Here is a 17,953-nt window from a genome sequence, read left to right as displayed (position 1 = left end):
GCTTATAGTAGATCCTCATCATTGGCTAGCGAGTAGCATGGTGCCAGCGTTCTCATTCCGATTTTTGGATAATATGCTGCTGCATCGGGAGCGGCGTGCAAAATGAGCCTGGCCTCAGGAGCAGCCAGTTTTGTAAGCCTGATTAATTCCTTGCCTATACCCATCCCTTGGAATGCCTCGTCTACTGCCAGATCAGATAAATAGGTGCAAAACGAAAAATCTGTTAGCGAGCGTGCAATACCGATAAGCATCCCATTCCTTCTGGCGGTAGCTATGAGATTGCCATTTCCCAGCATTTTCTTCAACCTGCCACTACTTTCTATGGGTCTCCTCTCACCCAAAGTAGAGCGGATGAGCACGTCCTTAAACTCTGAGACCTTGAGGTCCTTCTCTATTTTGTAAGTAATCATATCAATTTCCACTTAGAATTCCTTCAATACTAAATTCAAGTTAGAAATAATCTGGACCACTAAATGGGTCCATTTTTCAATTAATTAATGGTCCGGATGATTTGCCGTTTTCTGAGCTTCAAACAGATCTTGATTTCGTAGGAATTTCGAAATCAGGCCTGGACTAGATGGAGATCACATTTTGAAAGTTCTAATGTTATCAGGCGCATCTCAAAAGGTCTAGTGGCGTCATGGTGGGTTTTGTCATTAGCCCAAGTCTATCTGGAGATTGGTAACCCATTTATGCAGATTTTTGTCTAAAATTAAACTTCAAAAGTACGGTGGACAAAAACAGATTGGTTATCAAATTATTTAGTCATGTAGTAGCAAATATGAGTCAGAGTCGAAGCAAGCAGGCATTCGTATTGATCATCATGATTGCTATTGTACTCGGTGGGGCTGAGGCCTTCAAAGTTTATTTGATCACAAGCCACTATCAACGACCTTCGACTTTTGGGCTGATTCCAATATTTTTTGAGTATCTCGCATTCTCTGGGATCGCTTTTATTGCCCCATGGAGCTGGGTTTTTCAGGGTTGGCGCAAAGCTGTCGTTTTGGGAATTTCGGCATTAGTGTTTGTATTACTTTATGTAGCATTATTGTCTTGGATGGAATGGCTGGTCAGTACAAGATCGTATCATTATTGGTCCGGTTTTACATTTACCCTCCAGCATTCCGGACTTCAGGTGCTACTCACCTTTTCTATCATCTACGCTGCTTTGATTTTGCTGGGAGTGGCCACTTCCCAATCACCACAATACCTGAAACGGTTGACAGCCAGACAAAAAGATCAGTATATAAGCGTCGAAGTAGATGCCATTTTGTATCTCGAATCCAATGACAACTATGTAATGGTCATGACACAGGATGTGCAAAAGTATCTGATCAGAGAAACCATTGGCAACCTGGAATCTTCTCTAGACCCCGCTTCCTTTCAGCGAATTCATAGAAAGTACATTATCAATACACGGAAGGTAGTCGGTTGGAAAACAGACCCTCATGGAGGTTATCAAATCACAATGGCCGATGGTAGTATCTTAAAAATGAGCAAGGGCTACAAAGACAAGCTTAAGATTATTACCGAAAAGCATCGATAAGTAACTCGCCACAGAATAGCTGCCATACGCCACATTTTTTTGCTTAGACGCAGGCCACATATTTATGTTTGGGCAGACAAAAACTTCAAAACATGCTCACAAAAACTATTCTCAATCTGCGTATTTTTCTAACCAAAACTCAACCTGTTCTACTCTGGCTACTCGGCGCCTATCTGGCTTATAGATTGGGTATAAACGGCATTCGTAAGTTTGATCCTGACGGCATGTGGACTAAAGCCTTTATTCGATGGGGGTATCCTGTTTGGTTTCGGATTTTTATTGGGGTGCTGGAAGTGGGAGGTGGGCTGCTGGTCCTGATTCCCAAAACCAGACCGCTCGGAGCACTGATACTTGCTGTAGTGATGATTGGGGCGCTGTCTACGAGGATTATTTTTGGTACGAGTCTGGACGATGCAATGGCTATCGCTTTCAATGCGATAGCATTTCTATTCCTGGCCAGTATTCTGCCTCATGATCGTCAGTATCACCAGAATCTCCAGTAGGAAACTTTAGCTTTCTGTTTTGGCCTAAGCCAATTCCTTCAAGTCAACTGGCACCACCCGCGATACGCCCTGCTCTACCATAGTCACCCCGTAGATGACATCGGTAGATATCATCGTGCGCTTGTTGTGGGTCACAATGATAAACTGCGACTCAGTCGAGAAGTCACGAATGATATTGTTGAACTTGTCAATATTGGCATCGTCAAGTGGAGCGTCTACCTCATCGAAGATACAAAATGGTGCAGGTTTGAGCAGATAGATCGCAAATAGCAGTGATGTCGCTGTGAGGGTCTTTTCTCCACCCGATAGCTGGTTGATACTCAATGGTCTTTTGCCCTTGGGCTTGGCCATGATTTCTATCGTAGACTCCAACGGATCGTCCGGATTGGATAGCTTGAGATCGCACTGATCTTCTTCTGTAAACAGCGATCTAAACACCCGGATGAAATTAGTTTTGATGCTCTCGAAGGCTTCGAGGAAGGTCTCCCTGGCCACTGCGTCTATTTCCCCGATGGTTTCCAGCAACGATTCTTTGGCCTTATTTAGATCTTCCTTCTGCGTCACGATGAAATCATGGCGCTCCTTGATTTCTTCGTAAGCCTCCATCGCCATTGGGTTGATCGGTCCCATGGTATCCATACGGCTCTTGAGCTTTTCTACTCTGGCACGTAGCTCTTCTTCGCTCATGCCCACCAGCTCTTTGGATTTTTCGTCTTCTGCGGTGTTGTCTATGAGCAGCTGATCGATGTCTATATTAAACTCCACCGAGAGGCGCTCTTTGACTCCGCTGAGCTGTAGCCGGGTTTCGTTGAGCTCGTTTTGCACCTCCATCGTGTTCATATCCGTCTGCTCTCTTTCTCGCTGCACCTCCCTCACTTCTTTCTCTACGGTCTCTATTAGCTCTCGCTCGGCGTAGTAGGCTTTCTCGGCTTCGGTGACAGCGGCCTCGATGGATTCTTTTTCCTCGTACATGCCGATCAGTTGATCGTCATTAGAATCGGACTTCTCGATGAGCTGGCGAATCTCTTCGTCAGTTTGCTTGAGCTCCGATTGATTTTTTTCTATTCGCTCTTTGGCGGACGCCAGGTTGGCCTCCTTGTAGGAAATCTCTTGAGCTACGCTCGCTACTTTGTTTTGCTGCTGATGGTAGAGAATATTCTCCTGGTTAAACGCCGCAGACTTTTCATTTAGCAGTTCGTTATAGGCAGTTAGCTGTTCCTTGAAGCTTCCGTTTTTGAGTTCCAGTTCATTTAGCAGCTGCTGCTCAGTTTCTTTTTTGGGAGTCAGCTCAGCGATCTCCTCGTTCAGTGCATTGATGTTGTCTATGATGTCTTCGCTTTTGGAAGTATTCTCAGTCAGCAAATTCGAAAACTGTTCTTGTTTCGTAGTGAACGATACATATTCTTCACTGATCTGGGCTAGCTCAGTCTGTACTGTCCCTAGCTGCTCCTCATAGTTGCTCTCTTTCAGTCTGTTGAGATCGGCGACTTTTTCTTCAAGATTTGACTTGACCTCGTTGAGTTTAGCAGTCAGTTTTTTGATCGATGACGACAATTTTTCGAGGTTTTTGGCTCTGCCTATTCTTTTACCTTCAAAAAGCCCGACTGACCCACCTGATATGCTAAAAGGTCTATCGATCACCTTTCCATTTTTGGTGATTAGCACGGTGTCCCTGTGGTCTATACCCTCGGAGTCGGCGAAGTTACTGATGTAGACATTGTCGAGGATATACCCGATCAGCTTTTTGTATTTTTGATCATATTCTACGACTTCTGTAGCAGGTACAGCATTTTGCATGATTTCTGTCTGCGTAGATTTGAATTTCTCGAATCTATCCAGAATAAAAAAGTGAGCCTTACCCTTTGAAGCGTCACTGAGGATATTGATTGCATTGAAAGCTTCTGCCTCCGTATCTACGATGTAGTAGTTCATATACGGCTCGAGGTAGTTCTCTACTGTCACCCGATACTCCTCCGGACAGGTCAGGATATCGGAGAGGAGCGGGGCATTTTTACTCCAGCTGGTTTCTTTCTTTAGAAATTTGATTGCTTCCGGAAATCCCTCCAGGTTGTCTACTAGTGACTTGGTTAGATTGTATTCGTTTTGTGACGCATCCAGCTTTCGATTCACCTGCGTCATCTCTTCCCGGATCACTTCTATCGTCTTTTCGGAGTGAGTGATTCTATTTTTGAGCTCTTCGTCTTTTGATTTTAGATAGTCGAATTGTTCCTGCTTTTCTTTTTTCTCTTTGTCTATCTCTGCTATTCTCTTTTCAAAATTCTGAAGATTCTCTGTCTTTGTGGACGTGTCGGTAGCGGCCTTTTCGAGCTCCTGCTTGAGTGCACTCACTTGGATGGATTTGATCTCGAGTGATTTGATCAGCTGATAGACTTCCTCCTTTTTACTGGTAAAATTTTGGTTGAGCTCTTCACCCTCGGTTTTCAACGCCTCATTTTTTTCTTTTTCTTCTTCGAAGTCTTTTTTGAGGGACTCTAGTTTATGGAATACCTCGCTTAATATTTTCTCAGAGGTCAGCTTCTCATTGCTCAGACTTGATATAGAAAAAGAGGCCCGCTCACTACTTTTACGATCCTGCTCTATGATTTCCTTTAGGTTGTCACTTTTATCATTCAAAAACCTGAGTCGCTCGTTTTTGATTTTCTTTTCACTCTCGTACTGCCTGATTTTGTTTACATGTTCGTTGAGCGACTTCTGGCGGGTGGCCAGTGTTTTTTCTTTGTTCACCAGCTCGACTTTAGCCTTCTCAGCCTGCGCCTCCTTCTCAGCTAGCTGCTTGTTGAGACTTATTTTTTTATCATTGTTGCCTTCAGACGCTGATTTCAGAGATTCCAACTTCTTTTTCTGCTGCTGAAGCGTACTTTTTGCCAGTTCTACGCTATAGGTCTTATAATCTTCCTTGACCTGATAGTATTTCTGCGCTTGCTTAGCTTGTCGTTCCAGCGATTTTAGATTCTTGTCTATCTCAAACAATAAATCTTCGACACGATCCAGATCAGCGTCTGTATCGTTGAGCTTGCGTAGCGTTTCTTTTTTTCTGATTTTGAATTTTGAAATTCCTGCGGCCTCTTCAAACAAGCCTCTCCGAGAGTTGTCCTTGTCGTTGAGTATGTTGTCCACCATCCCCAGCTCGATGATCGCATAGCTATTGGACGCGATCCCGGTATCCAAAAACAAGCTCGTGATATCCTTCAGTCGGCAGGTAACGCCATTGAGCTGATATTCACTCTCCCCCGAGCGATAATAGCGACGAGTGATGGTTACATTGGAATATTCGGTAGGGAGCAGGTTTTTAGTATTCTTAAAGGACAGCGATACTTCTGCAAGCTGCGTGGGTTTACGGTTTTTGGTACCGTTAAATATAATATTGTCCATTTTCTCAGAGCGAAGCGACTTCACCTTTTGCTCACCCAGCACCCAGCGGATCGAATCCACCACGTTAGATTTACCACAGCCATTGGGACCCACGATCCCGGTAATCCCCTCATCAAAATTGATAACGACTTTGTCACCAAAACTCTTGAATCCTTTAATCTCTAACTTGGTCAGTTGCATTGAATAATCACTTTTTTCAGAACCCCCAAATTTAAAATTATTTCCCAAAGGTCAACGTGGAGAAATCTCAAACTTATTAACATTTAAACCACAATGATGAAAAGCTTATGAGGGTGATTGACTAGGCATATCAAGCAATCTATTGATCGTCAAAAAAAAATCATGGCAGCGGCTATTGAGACTGACGATTACTTATGCATCGATTATCCCTCTGTATTTACAACTATCTATTTGTGTAGGTATTTATACTTGTAGACTCAGTATGTGATTGACGAAGCAGTGATACGTCTATTTGCCTAGTTCTTATCTAGGTAATTGACCGATACATTGATAAAAAAGTCCGAATACATGACTTGGCCCAAGGTAATTTGCAAATGCAATAAGATAATATAATTGGAAGGTGATTTCTACTCGACCTGTAGCTTTCCTGAGCAAAAGAAAATACCCGATTACTGATTCACTGTATTATTCGGGTCGGAGGTCAGGGTTTTCAGTGAATTCAGTGAGTAAATATTTTCACATAATAAAACAAAAAACTATGAAATCAATCAAAATCCTAGGAGTGGTGTGCTCTATGATAATGGTCACCAACATGGCTATAGCTCAGTCGTGGAACGACAACCAGTACAAATTTAATAGAGATCAATCTAATCACAAACTCCTACTCAACATCAATAATGACATTAGTGGAGACGGAGTTGCACAGTGGAGCGGTACCATTGACTCCTGGGAAATGGATATGCCAGTAGCTTTTAATGAAGACGTCAGTTTTAAAAATATCAAGTTTAAACAAAGCGTATATCTAGACCATCCCTTGATTGTAAATTCCAAGGCATCAATACGAACTATATGGGCTAACACTCTTAGCGTTGAAGAGGTAGCAACTTATAGAACTGCGACTTTTAATTTCAGTATAGAAAAAGAAGTTAATAACCATTTAGATAACGAAAATAGTAGTTTTGCAGAAAATATTAGTACCGAAAATGGGCAGATGCTTCTCTTGAGACACCAGATTTATGGTTTTTACGATGATAAAATCGTTGTGGAAAAGGAATTATTAGCGATTAATTCTTCTAATGGCCACGTCGGCATCGGGACATTGGACCCCACCGAAAAGCTTGAAGTAGCTGGGAATGTAAAGGCGACAGGCCTCGGAATTGAACCCACTACTCTCGATTTGGATGGATCAGGATACACTGGAAGCAAGGAGGTGAGTGCACGAATTCTGCTGGACGGAGGAGCGAACGACTATCGTGGGCTTGGGATGTTCATGAATACTACAAATAACGATATTCTTGGGTGGTTTGCGGGTACCTCATATGCAGATAATACCGAAGGTTTTTCTATAGGATTTGCAACGAATTCAACGGGGATCGGCTACTCGGCAGCAAGGAAAGAAAATAGCAAATTTTATGTGCATAAGGACGGTAATGTAGGCATCGGCACAACTGCTCCCACCGAGAAGCTGGATGTACGCGGTCATATTACAACCAATGGTAGTGTTATAGCTGAAACCGATATTATTGCTTTCGGAAGTATTGTTGCTTTGGGAAATATCAAAACTAGCGGAGATTTGATAATAGATTATGGTGGGCAGATTTCATTCGGTAATGACTCCGTAGGCGAAACTGGGTACATAATGAACACAATTAATGAAGATGGAAGTGGAGAAATATTTATTATTGCGGGTTCTGGATTTGACAACAATCATCGAATAATAAACATGGACGGTAATGTAGGCGTCGGTACTACTGAGCCCGAAGCGAAGTTGCATATAGGTCCGTCAGGAACTGATGAAGAGTCTTTATACATAGAAAGCGATAATACTGCGAACACGATAGATGCACGCATTGACGGCACAGTGGTGTTTGGTGGTGAGAATGGTAGTGTGAGCAGCTATACCGTGACTGACGAAAATGACGAGACCACGACATATAGTCCAATTACTAATGAATCAATTGGTGAATCTTACTATAGCAATTTTGGTGTGTGGATTACTTCGGGGCTGGTAGCCAATGATCTGGCTTTGGCAGGTTCTAATGATTGGGGTGAGACGCAGCCAGATTATGTATTCGAAAGCAGCTATGTGTTACCTTCATTGGCATCGGTTGAGACTTTTGTTAGCAAGAACGGCCATTTGGAAGGGATCCCTTCTAAAGCTGAAGTGACCGAGAGAGGATGGTCGCTACCAGAGATGGATCAAAAGCTGCTCAAGAAAGTGGAAGAGCTCACACTCTATACCATCGAGCAAAACAAGCAGATCGAAGCACAGCAAAAGCAAATGGATGAACTACAATTACTCGTGAAAAGTCTGATAAAAGAATAAAGGCTTAAAAGAAGCAGAGATAAAGATGGTCGGGTAGATGCCAATTGCCAAAGAATAATGTAAGACTAGGCTAGGTAAATCTGATGAATGAAGGGCTTCCTGTTGACTTTCCCGTCTGCAGGATCGCTCTTCTTTTTATTAACTGTATTTGGTATAGTGGCCATCACCGCTTGAATGCACCCATATTCAAAGTATCCGTCAGCTCGAACACTGTGAAGTGATCCTGCACAAACAATAAGCACTCATATTCGTAGTTTCCGTCATCACGAGTAAAACGAAGCGATCTCGAACCACCGAGGAATTTCATAATTAAGAGATTGCTTCCCCTGCGAAGGAGCAGGCTCGCAAGGACGCATCAGATTGGTGACTACCGATCAAAATAGATCTTCTACTTCCCGGAATGCAAATAATCTTCCCTCCAATCCCTCAGGATAATTCGTAAGAATTGAATATTTGAACTACATTTGAATCATGGACGATTCTATCTTGTATTATGTGGTGATTGGGGTGATCTACCTTCTGAGTAAGTTATTCGGAAAGAAGAAAAATCAAGAAATACCGAGCGAGGTTGATGAATATGAAGAAATAGAAAAACCTGCCCGACCGAAAAAAGCCGCTCCTACCTTCGAAGACATTTTAAAAGAGCTTGCAGGAGATAATATTCCAGATTTCTCGGAAAAAGAAAAAACAAAACCACTCGAACATACCAAACCTGAACCCGTACTTGCCACTGATCTGGTAGACTATCAAAAGCAAAATATCGAAGAAGTCAAGCCAGACGAAATGATAGATATTGTACCGCACAAGCCGATAGAAAGGAAAAGACCTGAATTTCTGAGAGATGACCACTTCGATGTAGAAGAAGAGGATTCGGAAATGGCCGCTGACTTGGGCGAGATGCTCGCAGACTATGATGGTATACGAAGAGCGATAGTCATCAAAGAAGTCCTAGATAGGAAGTACTAACCATCTATTTGCTGTCTGTTTCACCCCGCCTTCCTTTGTTATTTCGATCTCCTTTTGTCATTTCGACTCAAGGAGAAATCTATACAATTCATCAAGATCGACTATTTCAAATCAGCATGGCCATAAGCTTGTCTATAGATTTCTCTTTCCGGCAGAGCCTCCATTCGAAATGACAAATATGTACGAGCTGGGGATTATTGTATGATTGGTTCTTTAATTCAATGTTGCATGTTGTTTGCATCTTCTTTGATCTTTCACCGTCGTTTCATCGTACTATTGTTTTATAGCCCATTGTCCTATCGGCCGCCATTTGTCATTTCGACCTCTTTTGTCATTTCGACCCAAGGAGAAATCTATACAATTCATCAAGATCGACTATTTCAAATCAGCATGGCCATAAGCTTGTCTATAGATTTCTCTTTCTGGCAGAGCCTCCATTCGAAATGACAAATAAGTATGATTGAATGACTTTTGGATGCTCAATCTGGGATTTCATCCATCCTCTTCAACTCTTCAGTGAACCCACCGGATAAAATTGGGAATCTACACCAGGTTTTTGGATCTACATTGAAATCGTCCAAATGAAAAGAAGGAGCCAGACGTTCTCTTTTCCATTGGTTGATCGACCAGAGGCGATAAAACTTTCTGATGTAGCCTTTTAATACTTTTCTATCGATTGAGAGCACTTTGACCAGCGTCTCATACACCTCTATAGGCGATTTTCGTTGATAGATACCCAATCTTTCTATTTGTAATAAAATGGGGTAAGGCATCAAATCATCCTCGTCAGTTTGTGTTTGGCTCTTGGGCCTGAGTTCGGCAGTAGGCGTAAGGCTATTCACTGCAGATAGCCCGGTATAGCCAAGCTCTTTTTCCGCGTATTGGAGCCATTGCAGTAGAAATGGTTTATCCACACCGGCAATGGGTGCCAGGCTACCACTTGTATCACCATCCATAGTAGTATAACCCACATCACCTTCGCTACGATTGGAGGTAGTCAGTAATATAGACCCGGTAATATTGGCTATCATCCAGATCAAAGGAGACCTGACCCGAGCTTGGATGTTTTGCATGGCGATGTCATCTTGCGTCCAAGACAAACGTCTGCCTAGGGCAGTTTCTATGATCTCATGATTGGATTCTACCACAGCATCTATCTCCCATTGTTTAAAACTAGCACCTATGGATTCTGCCAGCAGTCGCGCTGAATTTAGCGTATCCTCGGATGAATTTTTTGTGCCTTGGTAGGCCGTTATCAGGATTTCATGCGTGATTTTTTTGATGGCTTCGGAATCCTGAAGCTGAGTGTCCAATTTTATAGACTTTTGTATGCTGCTTAGAAACCTTTCTACCCCAAGTGTTTGGGTACCGTTGCGTACCATCTCAGCCACTAGTACTGCGAGAGTTGAGCTATCTGCCCCGCCACTCAAGGAAAGCGCGTAACCCTTGGCTCCACTCTTGCGCAGGTAGTCAAAGAGGGCAAGAGAAGCCGCTTTCGCAAAATCATGATTGTTGTCAGAATGGTCTGTGGCAGTGATCGAGGGGTAGCTACTAGATTTTGTGTCTATGTCGTAATGAAGAAGCTGAATGGGCAGAAAGGAAAGCCTTTCTATAGTGGCTAAGAGTTGCCCATGGCTTGCGAGAATAATATCGCCGTCATATATTACGCGTCCGGATTCATTACCGAGTTGGTTGACGTATAGATAGTGACATTTGAATATTTTACTACTTGATACAATCAGATTTTCTCTGATTTTGTGCTTACCGAAGGCAAAGTGGCTTGCGCTGGGATTCAATATCAGTTCTACGTTTTTCTCCAAGAGTCTGCATGCGGGCCGCTCCTGATTCCATGCGTCTTCGCAGATTTCGAATCCGATGTGGATACCTTCTATATGAAAAGTGACATCGCCAATCTCATAGGTTCTACCATTATACTCGAGTGTAGCGGTTACGCCTCCTTGCCAGGGTGCAAACCAACGGTGCTCATAGTGAATGCCGTCATTAGCCAAAATTTGTTTAGCATAAAACCCCAGGATTTCTCCATTTTGGATCAGACAAGTCGTATTGTATGTTTTCCGATTATAGCGAACCGGCAATCCCACTGCTACTGCGATGTCGGAGCATAGCGGAGCAATCTGGTCTAATTGTGCCATTGCTTCATCGACAACCCAGTCATGCAAAAACAAATCCTGACAGCCATAGGCAGTGATGCACAATTCTGGAAGGCAAAGAATTTTGACTTGATGAGCTTTTGCCTCGCGAATCGCCGCTGCGATGTTGGTGAGGTTGTTTTCCCAATCCAGTGGGGTTTGATTGAGGCAGGCACCTCCGATTCTGACTTGGCTCATGGATATGATTTAGAAAATTCTAATCAATATTAAGAATTTCGCAGGATTTTTCGGCCGCATTCTGTTCAGCTTTTTTCTTGCTCAATCCGTGGCCAATGCTGATTTGCTTTTTACCTACAAATACTTTGGCTTCAAATTTCTTGAAATGTTTTTCTGTAGAATGCTCTTCCACCTCGAATCTAAGATCTTTATTCTCCTTCTGAGACCATTCAATGATTTTACTTTTAAAGTTGGTATCAGTGCTGATGACCTCATCCAAATCGATATGAGGGATGATTAATTTTTTGAAAATGAAGGATTTGGTGTTTAGATAACCTTTGTCGAGATATATGGCTCCTACAAGGGCTTCAAGTGCATCTCCGTAGATGGATTTAAACGATTGTCCATTGGCCTTCAGTTGTCCATTGTACTTGATGACATCGGCGAGACCTATTTTTTTCGCGAGTTGATTGAGGTGTTCTCGGTTGACAAGTCGGGAACGTACTTCGGTGAGGAATCCTTCATGCTTGAAGGGATATTTGTTAAAAAGGTATTCGGCTACGGCCATGCCCAGCACAGCGTCACCGAGATATTCCAGTCGTTCGTTGGATTCCAAGAATCCCTTTCTACTCTCCTGAGCCAAGGAACTGTGTCTCATGGCTAGGGCATAAAGTTTTAGATTGGACGGATTGAATCCAACAATACGCTTAAGTAGTGTAGCAAATTTCCGATCCTTAGAATTTCTAAATAGCAGCTTCTTTAACTTAATATCACAAAATTAACCCTCAAATTTACGGAATATGATGGAAGTATTGTGGCCTCCGAATCCGAATGTATTGCTCAAAGCAACTTTAATATCTCTTTTTTGGGATTTGTTAAATGTGAAGTTCAATTTTGAGTCAAACTGCTCATCGTCTGTGAAATGATTGATAGTGGGTGGTACCTCACTATTTTTGATGGCCATGATGCAGGCTGCAGCCTCTATGGCTCCGGCAGCTCCAAGTAGGTGGCCGGTCATTGATTTCGTAGACGAGATATTGAGATTGTAGGCATGCTCCTTAAACACATTCTGAATCGCCATTGATTCGCTGATATCTCCCAGTGGTGTCGATGTCCCATGAACATTGATATAATCCACATCTTCGGGTTTCAGGTTTGCATCTTTAAGGGCATTGATCATCACGTTGGTAGCGCCGATACCTTCGGGGTGAGGAGCAGTCATATGGTGAGCATCGGCTGACATACCGCCACCGATCAATTCAGCATATATTTTTGCACCTCGCGCTACTGCGTGGTCATAATCCTCTAAAATCAGAGAAGCAGCCCCTTCTCCCAGGACAAATCCATTTCTGTCTTTGTCAAATGGTCTCGAAGCAGTCTCTGGAGAGTCATTTCTTTCGGATAATGCTTTGAGTGCATTAAATCCTCCGACGCCAGATTCGCATACTGCAGCTTCTGATCCGCCAGTAATAAATACATCTGCCATTCCTAATCGAATGTAGTTGTATGAGTCAATGATAGCGTTGGTGCCAGAAGCACACGCACTCACTGTGGTAAAGTTAGGACCTCTAAATCCATACTTAATAGAAATCATACCAGGAGCAATGTCAGCAATCATCTTCGGTATGAAGAACGGGTTGTATCGTGGGGTTCCATCTCCCGCGGCGAAGTTCATTACTTCGTCTTGAAAGGTTTTCAATCCACCAATACCGGCACCCCAAATCACTCCAGCCCTGTTGCTGTCGATTTTGTCGACCTCAAGACCAGAATCCAAAATAGCTTCGTCTGCCACAATGTGAGCAAACTGAGTGAATAGATCCATTTTACGAGCTTCCTTACGATCAAAGTGATCGTTTGGGTCGTAATTTTTCACTTCACATGCAAATTGGGTTTTGAATTTTCCCGCGTCAAAACGGGTGATGGGAGCAGCGCCGCTCACACCTTTAGAAAGTCCCTGCCAATATTCTGCGGCATTATTTCCTATAGGTGTGAGAGCTCCAATGCCGGTAACTACAACTCGCTTTAATTGCATAAATGCTAGTTCCCTGTTTAGGTATGTTTAATTTATTTTGCGTTTGCTTCTAGGTATTCAACAGCCTGTCCTACAGTACCAATATTCTCAGCTTGATCGTCTGGAATTGAGATGTTGAATTCTTTTTCAAATTCCATAATCAATTCGACAGTATCTAAAGAGTCAGCACCAAGATCGTTAGTAAAACTTGCTTCGTTGTTTACCTCAGACTCTTCTACTCCTAATTTGTCGATAATAATTGATTTAACTTTTTGTGCTATATCAGACATTTTATTATTGTTTGGTTTAAAAATCTGTGCAAAGAAAGATATTTAAACGATTAAAGCCAAACTATTTTATGCAATCTCAACCAGCCTCAAAAACATGCTTAAAACAGGCTAATTTTGATGTATTTCCGATATGAAAATTGGATACCCTATAATAAGGTATATATTGCGAACAAGGAGAGTAGGTCAATGGGCTACGAAGGGTTCATTTTTTCTACCTAATTTATTTACCCTAATACAAACACCGAATGTTGTATTTCTGCAAATTATGTCGATATTTGCAGCTCGAAAATTTTTGTAAATCTAAAACTTAAGTAAAAATCGCTAAACAAAGATTCCAAAAACGTGGCTTTAGAGGTCGTGTTGAAGAACCCTACAAAGTAAATGACCGAATTACTGCCAGAGAAGTTAGGGTAGTAGGTGAAAACGTTAAGGTCGATGTGTATCCTACTTCACGTGCTATCGAAATGGCCAAGGATCAAGGGTTGGATTTAGTAGAGATATCTCCGAATGCAGATCCTCCGGTTTGTAAGATTACTGATTACTCTAAGTTTAAGTACGAACAGAAAAAGAAACAAAAAGAGATCAAATCGAAAGCGCACAAAAGTGTGCTTAAGGAAATTAGATTTGGTCCTAATACCGATGATCATGATTTTAATTTCAAATTGAATCATGCCATCAAATTCCTAAGAGAAGGTGCGAAAGTGAAAGCTTACGTGCATTTCGTAGGAAGAACCATTGTGTTCAAGGATAGAGGGGAGATATTACTTCTGAAATTTGCTCAATCTCTTGAAGACTATGCCAAGGTTGAGCAGCTACCCAAGTTGGAAGGAAAACGAATGTTTTTGATGCTCTCTCCTAAAGTTCAAAAGAAGAATTAATTTTTTATCAATATATACAAATGCCAAAAGTTAAAACTAAAGCAGGAGCTAAAAAGAGGTTTAAACTGACAGGGTCTGGTAAAATCAAAAGAAAGCATGCTTTCAAAAGCCACATTCTGACTAAAAAAGAAACCAAGCAGAAGCGAAACCTGACTAAAATGGGATTAGTCCATAAGTCGGATGTAGCTAATGTTAAAGAAATGCTCAACATTTAATCTGGCCCAGGGCGAGATTAGGTTCAAATTTTCACCAGAGTATTGGTCATAAGTATCGTGCAAAAGCAAGGTCGCCAATAATCAAAAAAAGTTAAAAATTATGCCAAGATCGGTAAACACAGTAGCGAGTAGAGCTCGCAGGAAAAAGGTTCTGAAATTAGCCAAGGGCTATTTTGGAAGAAGAAAAAATGTATGGACGGTAGCAAAAAATGCCGTTGAAAAAGGTCTCAACTATGCATACAGAGACAGAAAAGTTAAGAAAAGAGAATTCAGAAAATTGTGGATTCAAAGAATCAACGCAGGAGCTAGAGAGCACGGATTGTCTTATTCTCAGTTTATGGGAAAATTGACTGCCTCTAACATCGAACTGAATAGAAAAGTATTGGCTGATTTAGCGATGAATCATCCAGAAGCTTTTAAGTCTGTAATAGATCAGCTGAAATAGACTGAAACTGTTTTATAGATATTAAAACCCTGATGGTAACCATCAGGGTTTTTTTATGCCAGTTTTTAGAAACGGTGCGGTTGTTAGTTCTAAATGAGAAGCCTTGAGGAAATTTGATAATTCATTAAAAAGTAAGATATTATGTCACCAAGATATAAAACTCATTCGATGACTATCAAACAATTTATTTTAGCCGTATGGCTTCTTGGTTTGAGTATTTCGGCAAATTCTCAAAATTTTAGGCCCTTGCTCGAACAAATCAGAGACAGCTCCATTTCCAAACAAGTCAAAATCGTTGAAGATTCAGCGTGGAAATATCTGTATCGTGACTATGGTATGGCAATGGAATATGCGCGATTAGCAAATAGTCTGGCATTGGATGGTAAATATCTGAAAGGTCAGGGTTTTTCCTACAATACAATTGGAGTCATATATAGAAAACAAGGAAATTACGATTCAAGCAAATTGTTTTATAGCAAGGCGTTAAGTATTTGGAACCAGTTGTCAGATACCTCACAAATTTCCACTGCTTATCTGAACCTTGCTAATCTGGAAAAAGCAAGAGGTAACAATGATTCTGCTTTATATTTTGCTCAGTCTGGTCTTGCATTAGATATTGGAAGGAATGACAGTGTGAGAATGTCAGGAAAGTACACCGCACTTGGGAATATATATCGAGCATTAGGCCAGTACGAAAAGGCCATGGAAAATTATATGATTGTGGTTGCTATTGATGAGGCACTTGAAGATTCTAGTTATCTGGGTATTGACTACAGTAATATTGGCGATATGTTTTTCTCGATTGGAGAATTTGAGGAGGCAAAAAGATATTATGAAGTGAGCATAGCTATTGACAGTTTGATAGATAATAAGCAGGGTTTAGCTATTGGTTTGGGAAACTTGGCTGGTTCATTGAAGGAATTAGGTCAATATGAGAAGTCGAAAGACCAGTATTTGAGAAGCCTACAGATAGCCAAGGAGATAGGTGATGAAATTGGAATTTCTGAATCTAGCATAAATATAGGTGCTTTGTATTTGGCCAAGAATCTGCTGGATAGTAGTAGGTATTACTATCAACTGGGAATGTCTATAGCTGAAAAATTGGATGATGAATGGCACCAAGCATCAGCTCTAAATGGTCTGGGGAAAGTGTATTTGATTCAAAAGAAGTATAAAAGTGCGATAAAAAATCTGAAAGAAGCCAATCAGAAAGCTGCCTCTCTATCATTTGCTGTCGTGTTGATTGATAGTTATAAATCTCTGGCTACAGCAAATCGGGCCATAGAGAAAAATAGTTTGGCCTATGATTATCTAGTAAAGCACATTATATTATCTGATAGTGTAAACAAAGTGGAAACTAAAGAAAAGGTAACAGACTTGGAGTCCAAGTATCAAAATGAAAAACACTTGCATAGGATCAACTTACTCAATCATGAGACTAGACTGCAAGCGGCAATTATAGAGCGAAATAAGTTGTTCTTTTTGGCCATTGGAATAGGAAGTGTATTGTTGTTTTCCGTCGGATTTATGTTTTACAAAAGGAAAATCTATCATCAGCGAATTGCTCTGGAATCTCAACGACATGTAGCTAAGACAGAACAAATAAATGCAGTGATTCAGTCTCAAGAAGCAGAGCGTGCACGATTTGCCATGGATCTTCATGATGATTTTGGTCAGCTCATTTCAGCGCTTAGACTTAAGGTAAATCAAAATTTTGGCAAAGATTCTGAGGCTAATCAAATATTAGACAAAATGTACGATTCGTTGAAGAACATCGCTTTTAATTTGATGCCTCAAACCTTGGTAGAACATGGATTGATTGAAGCGGTGGATGAACTGAGTAATCAGCTCAATCAATTAGGAATCATTAATATTAAAGTACAGGCATTTGAGGTTGACGAAGCAGCAATTGCCTCGCATAAAGTGGCCTTGTACCGAATATTGCAGGAAATTTTGAGTAATATACTGAAGTATGCTTCTGCTTCACACGTCAATATAAGCTTGACTGGTTTAGAAGGCGAGTTGAATATTTTGGTAGAGGATAATGGTGTCGGATTTGATACAGAAGTACTCACTTTGGGTAATGGAAATGGTTGGAGGAATATAGTCTCTCGTTTGGATCTTATGAATGGATCTGTAGATATAGACAGCCAAGTTGGGCAAGCTAATTCTACCGTATCGATTATTGTTCCTTACCTGGTTGAAAATAAAAAAGTGGCATGATATCAGATACTATTAATATCATTATCATCGATGACCATCAAATATTGATTGATGGAGTGGTTGAGCTCCTCAATCACAAAAAAAACTTTCATGTAGTGGGTACTGCTTCGGGGTATCAAAGGGCATTGGATCTCATAAGTAACCATAAAGTGGATGTAGCCATCTGTGATGTAAACATGCCACAAATGAGAGGGACTGAGTTGATCCCAAAATTGAAGAGTATCAATTCAAATCTTAGGATCGTAGCACTGAGCATGCATGAAGAAAAACATGTAATCAAAGAGGTGTTGAAATTGGGAGCTGATGGATATGTTTTGAAACGCTCTACGCACAATGAGCTGGTAGATGCTATAAAAGCAGTTTCAAACGGTCAAACATTCGTGAGTGATGCCATTACTGAAATGCTCGTGGATGAGATAAAAAACCCTACTCCAATTGATCACTTAAGTGAACGAGAAATTGAAATTATTAAACTCATTGTACAAGAAAGAACTAATCGTCAGATAGGCGATGAACTTTGTATTAGTGAAAAAACCGTAGAGACTCACAAGCGTAATATTTTCCGAAAAACTAATACAAGCTCGGCAGTAGGTTTGACCAAATTTGCATTGTCACACAACCTGGTTTAATTCCCAGAAATACTTCATCCA

Annotated in this window: 16 protein-coding genes; 9 read left to right on the top strand and 7 right to left on the bottom strand. The window is 41.3% G+C overall.

What is annotated here, in order from left to right:
• Window positions 1–2: 2 nt before the first annotated feature.
• Complete coding sequence (locus tag ABJF11_RS13885; protein ID WP_348120475.1) at window positions 3–410, bottom strand: GNAT family N-acetyltransferase; 408 nt, start codon at window positions 408–410, stop codon at window positions 3–5.
• A gap of 371 nt (window positions 411–781) precedes the next feature.
• Here ABJF11_RS13885 and ABJF11_RS13880 point away from each other — a divergent pair, with 371 nt between their 5' ends.
• Window positions 782–1,546 (top strand): LytTR family transcriptional regulator DNA-binding domain-containing protein, encoded by a 765-nt coding sequence (locus tag ABJF11_RS13880; RefSeq protein ID WP_348120474.1) that lies wholly within the window; start codon window positions 782–784, stop codon window positions 1,544–1,546.
• 92 nt (window positions 1,547–1,638) lie between these two features.
• Entirely contained in the window at window positions 1,639–2,049 is a 411-nt protein-coding gene (locus ABJF11_RS13875; RefSeq protein ID WP_348120473.1) for a DoxX family protein, read from the top strand.
• A 24-nt stretch (window positions 2,050–2,073) separates the two neighbouring features.
• Here the strand turns inward: ABJF11_RS13875 and smc are convergent, their stop codons facing one another.
• Window positions 2,074–5,622 carry a chromosome segregation protein SMC gene (gene smc / locus ABJF11_RS13870; protein ID WP_348120472.1) on the bottom strand — a complete coding sequence of 1,183 codons (3,549 nt, stop codon included), beginning with the start codon at window positions 5,620–5,622 and terminating at the stop codon, window positions 2,074–2,076.
• Between the two features lie 538 nt (window positions 5,623–6,160).
• Here smc and ABJF11_RS13865 point away from each other — a divergent pair.
• A complete protein-coding gene (locus ABJF11_RS13865; protein ID WP_348120471.1) occupies window positions 6,161–7,948 on the top strand; it encodes a hypothetical protein in 1,788 nt (595 codons plus the stop codon).
• A gap of 163 nt (window positions 7,949–8,111) precedes the next feature.
• Here ABJF11_RS13865 and ABJF11_RS13860 read toward each other — a convergent pair whose 3' ends face one another.
• Window positions 8,112–8,255 (bottom strand): hypothetical protein, encoded by a 144-nt coding sequence (locus ABJF11_RS13860; RefSeq protein ID WP_348120470.1) that lies wholly within the window; start codon window positions 8,253–8,255, stop codon window positions 8,112–8,114.
• A 164-nt stretch (window positions 8,256–8,419) separates the two neighbouring features.
• Between ABJF11_RS13860 and ABJF11_RS13855 the strand changes: the two genes are divergently transcribed.
• Window positions 8,420–8,914 carry a hypothetical protein gene (locus ABJF11_RS13855; RefSeq protein WP_348120469.1) on the top strand — a complete coding sequence of 165 codons (495 nt, stop codon included), beginning with the start codon at window positions 8,420–8,422 and terminating at the stop codon, window positions 8,912–8,914.
• A 479-nt stretch (window positions 8,915–9,393) separates the two neighbouring features.
• On the opposite strand, the gene ABJF11_RS13850 is transcribed toward ABJF11_RS13855, so the two are convergent.
• Genes ABJF11_RS13850 through ABJF11_RS13835 form a run of 4 tightly spaced genes read right to left on the bottom strand, consistent with a single transcriptional unit; the run spans window position 9,394 to window position 13,542 of the window.
• Entirely contained in the window at window positions 9,394–11,262 is a 1,869-nt protein-coding gene (locus ABJF11_RS13850) for a nitrilase-related carbon-nitrogen hydrolase (RefSeq protein ID WP_348120468.1), read from the bottom strand.
• 19 nt (window positions 11,263–11,281) lie between these two features.
• Entirely contained in the window at window positions 11,282–11,995 is a 714-nt protein-coding gene (gene rnc, locus ABJF11_RS13845; protein WP_348120520.1) for a ribonuclease III, read from the bottom strand.
• Between the two features lie 24 nt (window positions 11,996–12,019).
• Window positions 12,020–13,273 (bottom strand): beta-ketoacyl-ACP synthase II, encoded by a 1,254-nt coding sequence (gene fabF / locus ABJF11_RS13840; protein WP_348120467.1) that lies wholly within the window; start codon window positions 13,271–13,273, stop codon window positions 12,020–12,022.
• A 32-nt stretch (window positions 13,274–13,305) separates the two neighbouring features.
• Window positions 13,306–13,542: an acyl carrier protein gene (locus tag ABJF11_RS13835; RefSeq protein ID WP_348120466.1), complete on the bottom strand. Its 237-nt coding sequence runs from the start codon at window positions 13,540–13,542 to the stop codon at window positions 13,306–13,308.
• A 317-nt stretch (window positions 13,543–13,859) separates the two neighbouring features.
• Here ABJF11_RS13835 and infC point away from each other — a divergent pair, with 317 nt between their 5' ends.
• The 5 genes from infC to ABJF11_RS13810 all read left to right on the top strand — a co-directional run bounded on the left by infC (window position 13,860) and on the right by ABJF11_RS13810 (window position 17,932).
• Window positions 13,860–14,420, top strand: coding sequence for a translation initiation factor IF-3 (gene infC / locus ABJF11_RS13830; RefSeq protein WP_348120519.1), 561 nt, complete (start codon window positions 13,860–13,862; stop codon window positions 14,418–14,420).
• Between the two features lie 20 nt (window positions 14,421–14,440).
• Window positions 14,441–14,635, top strand: a complete 195-nt coding sequence (rpmI, locus tag ABJF11_RS13825; protein ID WP_084373962.1) for a 50S ribosomal protein L35 — start codon at window positions 14,441–14,443, stop codon at window positions 14,633–14,635.
• Window positions 14,636–14,735: 100 nt separating this feature from the next.
• Window positions 14,736–15,080, top strand: a complete 345-nt coding sequence (rplT, locus tag ABJF11_RS13820) for a 50S ribosomal protein L20 (protein WP_348120465.1) — start codon at window positions 14,736–14,738, stop codon at window positions 15,078–15,080.
• 168 nt (window positions 15,081–15,248) lie between these two features.
• A complete protein-coding gene (locus ABJF11_RS13815) occupies window positions 15,249–17,303 on the top strand; it encodes a tetratricopeptide repeat protein (protein ID WP_348120464.1) in 2,055 nt (684 codons plus the stop codon).
• On the top strand, window positions 17,300–17,932 hold the full coding sequence (locus ABJF11_RS13810) for a response regulator transcription factor (RefSeq protein WP_348120463.1): 633 nt from the start codon (window positions 17,300–17,302) through the stop codon (window positions 17,930–17,932). Before ABJF11_RS13815 ends, ABJF11_RS13810 begins: the two co-directional genes overlap by 4 nt.
• The last annotated feature ends 21 nt before the right edge of the window (window positions 17,933–17,953 follow it).

This window comes from Reichenbachiella sp., from assembly GCF_039941815.1.
GTDB lineage: Bacteria > Bacteroidota > Bacteroidia > Cytophagales > Cyclobacteriaceae > Reichenbachiella.
Note: the sequence above shows the minus strand (reverse complement) of the source record. Positions and strands in the feature narration are given on the sequence as shown.